Annotated in this window: 2 protein-coding genes; both read right to left on the bottom strand. The window is 71.6% G+C overall.

The genetic code is table 11. The features are described 5' to 3' along the window. Positions 1-68: 68 nt before the first annotated feature. A complete protein-coding gene (locus SNA_RS13870) occupies positions 69-1,661 on the bottom strand; it encodes an amidase family protein (RefSeq protein ID WP_241779636.1) in 1,593 nt (530 codons plus the stop codon). A 274-nt stretch (positions 1,662-1,935) separates the two neighbouring features. Then, positions 1,936-6,261 (bottom strand): non-ribosomal peptide synthetase (locus tag SNA_RS13875; protein ID WP_044365200.1); only part of this gene is annotated, 4,326 nt, incomplete at its 5' end.

The raw sequence follows: 6,261 nt of genomic DNA on the forward strand, positions 1-6,261 counted from the left end.
TAGACGGTGCAAACCGCCAGGAGTTGGAGGTGTCCCCGTGCAGCAACGGGACACCCCCAACCCGTCACTCAGAGGCCGACACCCGGTGCTTCGAACGTCGGCGCATGACGCACCGGGTGCGCCTGCTCGAAACCGTGCGCGAGGCGGATCAGTGTCGGTTCGCTCCAGGCGGTGCCGGTGAAGGTGATACCGACCGGCAGGCCGTGCACGAACCCGGCCGGCACGCTGATGGCCGCATAACCGGCGTAGCCCACCGGGATCGCGCTGCCCATGATCTGCGGATCGCCGTTGATCAGGTCGATCTTCCAGGTGGGCGCGCCGGTCGGCATCATCAGGGCCTCCACCCGGTGCTTCTTCAGCGCCGCGTCGATCCCCTCGTCCCGGGCGACCCGGCGCACCGTGGCCACCGCCTTCTTGTAGTCCGCGTCCGAGGTGCCCGCGTAATCGGCAATGGTCTGGAGCACGTTCTGGTCGAAGTACTCCAGCTCGGTGCTTGCGTGCTGCTTGTTGTACGCGATGAGCTCGGCCACGCTGCGCGGGTGGTCGCCCGGCGTCCGGGCGAGGTAGGACTCGATGTCGTGCTTCATCTCGGTGATCTGGACGGTGAAGGCGGCGTCCAGATCCGACATCATCTTCTGCGCGGTGGGGATGTTGGCGTTGTCGACGAGCACCGCGCCGGCCTTCCGCAGCACCTCCATGGCCTCCTCCGCGACGGCGTCCGCGTGCGCGCTGTAGCCGGCGAACACCTCCCGGACGATGCCGATCCGGGCGCCCTTGAGCCCGCCGGGCTTGAGGAAGGGGGTGTAGTCGTGGTGGAACTTGCCCGCGCTGGCCGCGGTGGCCGTGTCGGTGGGGTCCACACCCGTCAGCACGCCGAGCAGCAGGGCGGCGTCCGCCACCGTGCGGCAGATCGGGCCGATGGTGTCGAAGCTGCGGGCACCGGGGAACATCCCGGTGCGGCTGGTGAGTCCGGTCGTGGGCCGGATACCGACCACGCTGTTGGCGCCCGACGGGCCCAGGATGGACCCGATCGTCTCGGTCCCGATGGCACCCGCGCACAGCCCGGCCGCGGTGGCCGCCGCCGGGCCCGCACTGGAGCCGTTGGGCGAGCGGTCCAGCTTGTACGGGTTACGGGTCTGGCCGCCCCGCTGGCTGTAGCCGCTCGACGAGCTGACCAGCGACGTCAGATTCGCCTTGCCCAGCGGGATGGCACCGGCCGCGCGCAGCCGGGCCACCGCGGTGGCGTCATGCGCCGGACGGACGCCCATCAGCCCGTGCATGCCGTTGCTGCTGTGCATCTTGTCCGCGGTGCCGATGTTGTCCTTGATCAGCAGCGGAATGCCGTGCAGCGGACCGCGCAGCTTGCCCCTGCGGCGCTCGTCGTCGCGCTGCGCGGCCAGCTTCAGCGCGTCCGGGTTCGTCTCCAGGACGGCGTGCAGCGCGGGCCCGTGGAGATTCAGCCGGTCGATGCGGTCCAGATAGAACCGGGTGAGCTCGACCGAGGTGAGCTTCCCGGTGGCCAACTGCTTGAGCAGATCGGTGATGCTGGTGTCTTCCAGGCCGCTGCTCGAGGAGAGCAGCGACATCGTGGGCGCGGCCCGGTCGGGCACCACGGCGCCCGCACGCGGCATGCCCAGACCCAGCATCGCGGGGGCGGCCACCGCCGCTCCCAGTCCCAGCAGTCGGCGGCGGTGTATCTCAGGTATGTCGGAAAGGCGTTTCCCGGCCATCGTCTCGCTCTCTGAAGCACATCGAACAGTGACGGGCCAGACCGTACGAGGCCGTAATTCTCTTTCGTTATCGGCAGCGTCAGCCGCGCGGCGGACCGCATGCTCGCGGCCACGCACGGCGGGCGCCGGGGTGCGGGTGGCAGGCGCCGGAGCCCGGGCGGCAGGCGCTGCTCCGCCACCCGGACCCCGGCCGCTACCGGGCGGCTCAGGCCGGGGTACGCCCCGTCAGGAGCCGCCCCCGGGCGTCCAGTTCCCGTATCCGCTCCGCCAGAACGGCACCCACCGCACGCAGCGGCTCGCCCTCCAGCAGATCGTCGTGCGGGCAGGCGATGCGGTGGTTCTCCACGCCGCCGGCGACGACCCGCTGCCATGCCTCGGGCATCGCACCGGGGTCCGTCCGCCCGACCGTCGTGGTGAACAGCACCATCTCGCCCTTGAACACCCCCGGCATATAGCGGCTGTTGTTGCCGACACCGTTGACCATCGCATCGACGATCCGGGAGAGCTGCTCCTCGGTGAAGGTCCCGGGCAGCCCCGCCCGCAGCGAGTCGATCACCGTCGCCCGCTGCCGCGCCGCGTCCGGTACCGCACCGCCGTCCCCGCCCAGATCCGCATGGAACCGGGCGAGCACCTCGGCGTCATCGAGCGCGACCGCCTCGACGTCACCTCCGGGGTACGCGTCCAGGACGACGAGCAGCTCCACCTCTTCGCCCAGCTCCTGGAGCCGGGTGGCGAGCGCATGCACGATATTGCCGCCCAGGGAGTACCCGAGCAGACGGTACGGACCGGCCGGCTGGACCCGCCGGATCTGCGCGGCGTAGTCCTCGACCATCTCCGCGAAGGTCCCCGGCAGGTCGCCCTCCCCGGTCAGCCCCCGGCTCTGGAGGCCGTAGACCGGCTGGTCCGCGTCCAGTTCGCCCAGCAGACCGGCATAGCACCAGCTCAGCGGGACGGACGGATGCGCGCAGAACAGCGGGGTGCCGGACCCGGACGTACGCAGCGGCAGCAGCACGCCCAGCCCGTCGTCCTCGCCCTGGTGCCCGGCGCCCGGGTCCGTCCGACCGGCCAGACCGGCGACGGTGGGCGCCCCGAACACCTCGCGCACACCGAGCTCGACGCCGAACTCCGCGCGGATCCGGCTGGTCAGCCGGGTCGCCAGCAGCGAATGGCCGCCCAGATCGAAGAAGTTGTCGTCGATCCCGACCCGTTCCACACCGAGGACCTCCGCGAAGATCCCGCACAGCGTCTCCTCGTGCGCGGTCCGCGGGCCCCTGCCACCGGCGCCACCGGGCAGCTGCGGAACGGGCAGCGCCGCCCGGTCCAGCTTGCTGTTCGGCGTCAGCGGCAGCGCCTCCAGGACGACGAACGCGGACGGCACCATGTACTCCGGCAGCAGCCCGGCCACCCGGGCGCGCAGCTCTGCCACGTCCGGCGCCGCGCCGTCCGCCCCGGCGGGCACGACATAGGCGACGATGCGCTGGTCGCCGGGCCGGTCCTCGCGCACGATCACCGCGACCTGATCGACCGCGGGCTGGGCGGCCACCGCATTCTCGATCTCGCCCAGTTCGATGCGGTGGCCGCGCACCTTGACCTGATGGTCGACCCGGCCGAGGAACTCCACCTGCCCGTCGGCGCGCCGCCGTACGAGGTCACCGGTGCGGTACATCCGCCCGCCACCGGCACCGAACGGATCGGCGACGAAACGCCCGGCGGTCAGCGCGGCCCGGCCGAGATAGCCCCGGGCCAGCCCCGGACCGGTGATGTAGAGCTCACCGGGCACGCCCGTCGGCACCGGCTGAAGCGCCGGGTCCAGGACGTACATCCGGACGTTGAACACCGGCCGGCCGATGGGCGTCGGCCCCGGTCCCTGCCCGGGTCCGCAGAGCGCGAAGCTGGTGTCCACCGTGGCCTCGGTCGGACCGTAGGCGTTGACCATGCGCCGCCCCGCCGACCAGAACGCCGCGACGTCCGGCGGGCACGCCTCGGCGCCCACCATGAGCGACGCCAGCGACGGCAGCTCCTGGCGGGGCATGCCCGACAGGATCGACGCCGGAATGTGCGCATGCGTGATCCGCCGCTCGGCCAGGAACGCGGCCAGCTCCTCCCCGGCCGGCGAGCCGTTCGGCAGCACCAGACAGGCCCCGGACAGCAGCGCCATGCACAGCTCGGCCACCGACACATCGAAGCTCGGCGACACCAGCTGCGAGACCCGGCCGCCCGGACCGGCACCCAGCCGGACCCGCTGATGCTCCGACAGATTCGCCACGCCCCGATGGGAGACGACGACGCCCTTGGGGCGGCCGGTGGAACCGGAGGTGTAGATGAGGTAGGCGGGATGGCCCGGGAGCAGCGCGGTGGTGCGGTCGGCGTCACCCGGATTGGTTGCGCCCGGGTTGCCGTCCGGCTCCACGGCGGACCCGTCGGCCTGGTGGCCGGTGAGCGAGCCGAGGGTGAGCACGGGGGCGGCGGTGACGGGAAGATGCGCGAGGTGCGCGTCGTGGGTCAGGACGACGGTGGGCCGCGCGTCCTCGACGATGTAGGTGATGCGGTCGGTGGGGTAGTGGGGGTCGACGGGCAGGTAGGCCGCGCCGGTCTTGAGGACGGCGAGGATGCCGATGACGAGATCGGCGGAGCGGGGCAGGGCGAGCGCGACGATCTGCTCGGGCCCGATGCCCCTGCCGATGAGGAGACGGGCCAGCCGGTTGGCGCGGGCGTTCAGTTCGGCGTAGGTGAGCCGGCCGCCCTGGTGCTCCAGCGCCGGGGCGTCCGGGGTGCGCGTCACCTGCGCCTCGAACAGCTCCGGCAGCGTGGCCACCGCGACCTCGCGGCCGGTGTCGTTCCACCCGTTGAGCAGCAGCTCACGCTCCTCACCGGAGAGGACGTCCAGCTCCGCGAGGGGGCGCGAGGCATCCGCCACGGCGGCCCGCAGCAGACGCTCCAGCCGCGCGGAGAGGGTCTCGGCGGTCCGCCGGTCGAAGAGATCGGTCGCGAACTCGACGACACCCCGCAGACCGGCCGCCTCGCCCCCCGCACCGAAGACTTCCTGAAGGTTGACGGCCAGATCGACCTTGGCCACACCGGTGTCGACACCCGCACCGCCGACCGACAGCCCCCGCATGGCGAGTTCCCCGTCGGACGCCGATTCCCATCCCAGCACCACCTGGAAGAGCGGGTTGTAGGCCAGGGACCGCACCGGGTTGACGAGTTCGACGAGCCGGTCGAAGGGCACGTCCTGACGGGCGTAGGCCGCCAGGTCCGTTTCCCTTACCCGGCCCAGGAGTTCGGCGAAGGTCGGGTTGCCGGAGGTGTCGGTGCGCAGTACCAGGGTGTTCACGAAGAACCCGACCAGGTCATCGAGCGCCTCGTCCGCCCGCCCGGCGGTCGGAGACCCGATCGGGATGTCGGTACCCGCACCGAGCCGCGTCAGCAGCGTCGCCAGGGCCGCCTGTACGACCATGAAGACGCTGGCCCGGTGCTCGCGCGCCAGGCGGGCGATGCCTTCGTGGAGCTCGGTGTCCCAGGCGACGGGGACGCTGTCGCCGTGGTGGCTCGCGGTGGCGGGTCGGGGGTGGTCGGTGGGCAGTTCGAGGCACTCGGGCAGTGCGGCGAGCTGCTGCTTCCAGTAGGCGATCTGTCCGGCGATGACGCTGTCGGCGTCGTTCTCGTCGCCGAGGACTTCGCGCTGCCAGAGGGTGTAGTCGGCGTACTGGACCGGCAGCGGCGCCCACGGCGGCGCGGCGCCGTCGCAGCGGGCCGCGTAGGCGGTCGTGAGGTCGTGGGCCAGGGGGCCCATGGACAGACCATCGCTGACGATGTGGTGCGCCAGGATCACCAGCGTGTGCTCGTTCTCCTTCTCCTCGGTGCCGAACACCCAGGCACGCAGCGGCACGTCCTTGGTCAGGTCGAAGGCATGGGTGACGGCCTTGTTGACGGCGGCCTCCAGGCCGTCGCCGTTCGTACGGACGACCTCGATCGTCGGCCGGGCGGCGTCGCCTTCGAGGATGTGCTGGTAGGGGGCGCCGTCGGCCTCAGGGAAGACGGTCCGGAGCGATTCATGGCGGGCCGTGAGGTCGTGGATCGCAGCGCGCAGCGCGTCGATGTCCAGCGCCCCGGTCAGTCGCAGCAGGAGCGGGACGTTGTAGGTCGCGCTCGGCCCCTCCAGCCGGTGCAGGAACCACAGCCGCTGCTGGGCGAAGGACAGCGGTACGCGCTCGGGCCGCGGCATCGGCACCAGCGCCGTACGCCCGTCGTCCGCGGCACCGAGGAGTTCGGCGATACCCGCGACCGTCGGCGCCTCGAAGAGGTCGCGAACGGTGAGTTCCCCACCGAAGGCGGAACGGATGCGACTGACGAGACGCATGGCGAGGAGGGAGTGTCCGCCGAGGTCGAAGAAGTTGTCGTCGATGCCGATGTGTTCCGCGCCGAGGGTTTCGGCGAAGACGCCGCAGAGGATTTCCTCCTGCGCTGTACGGGGGCCTCGTCCGCCTTGGGTGCCGGTGAACTCGGGTGCGGGGAGGGCCTTGTGGTCGAG

The organism is Streptomyces natalensis ATCC 27448 (assembly GCF_000935125.1).
Taxonomy (GTDB): Bacteria; Actinomycetota; Actinomycetes; order Streptomycetales; family Streptomycetaceae; genus Streptomyces; species Streptomyces natalensis.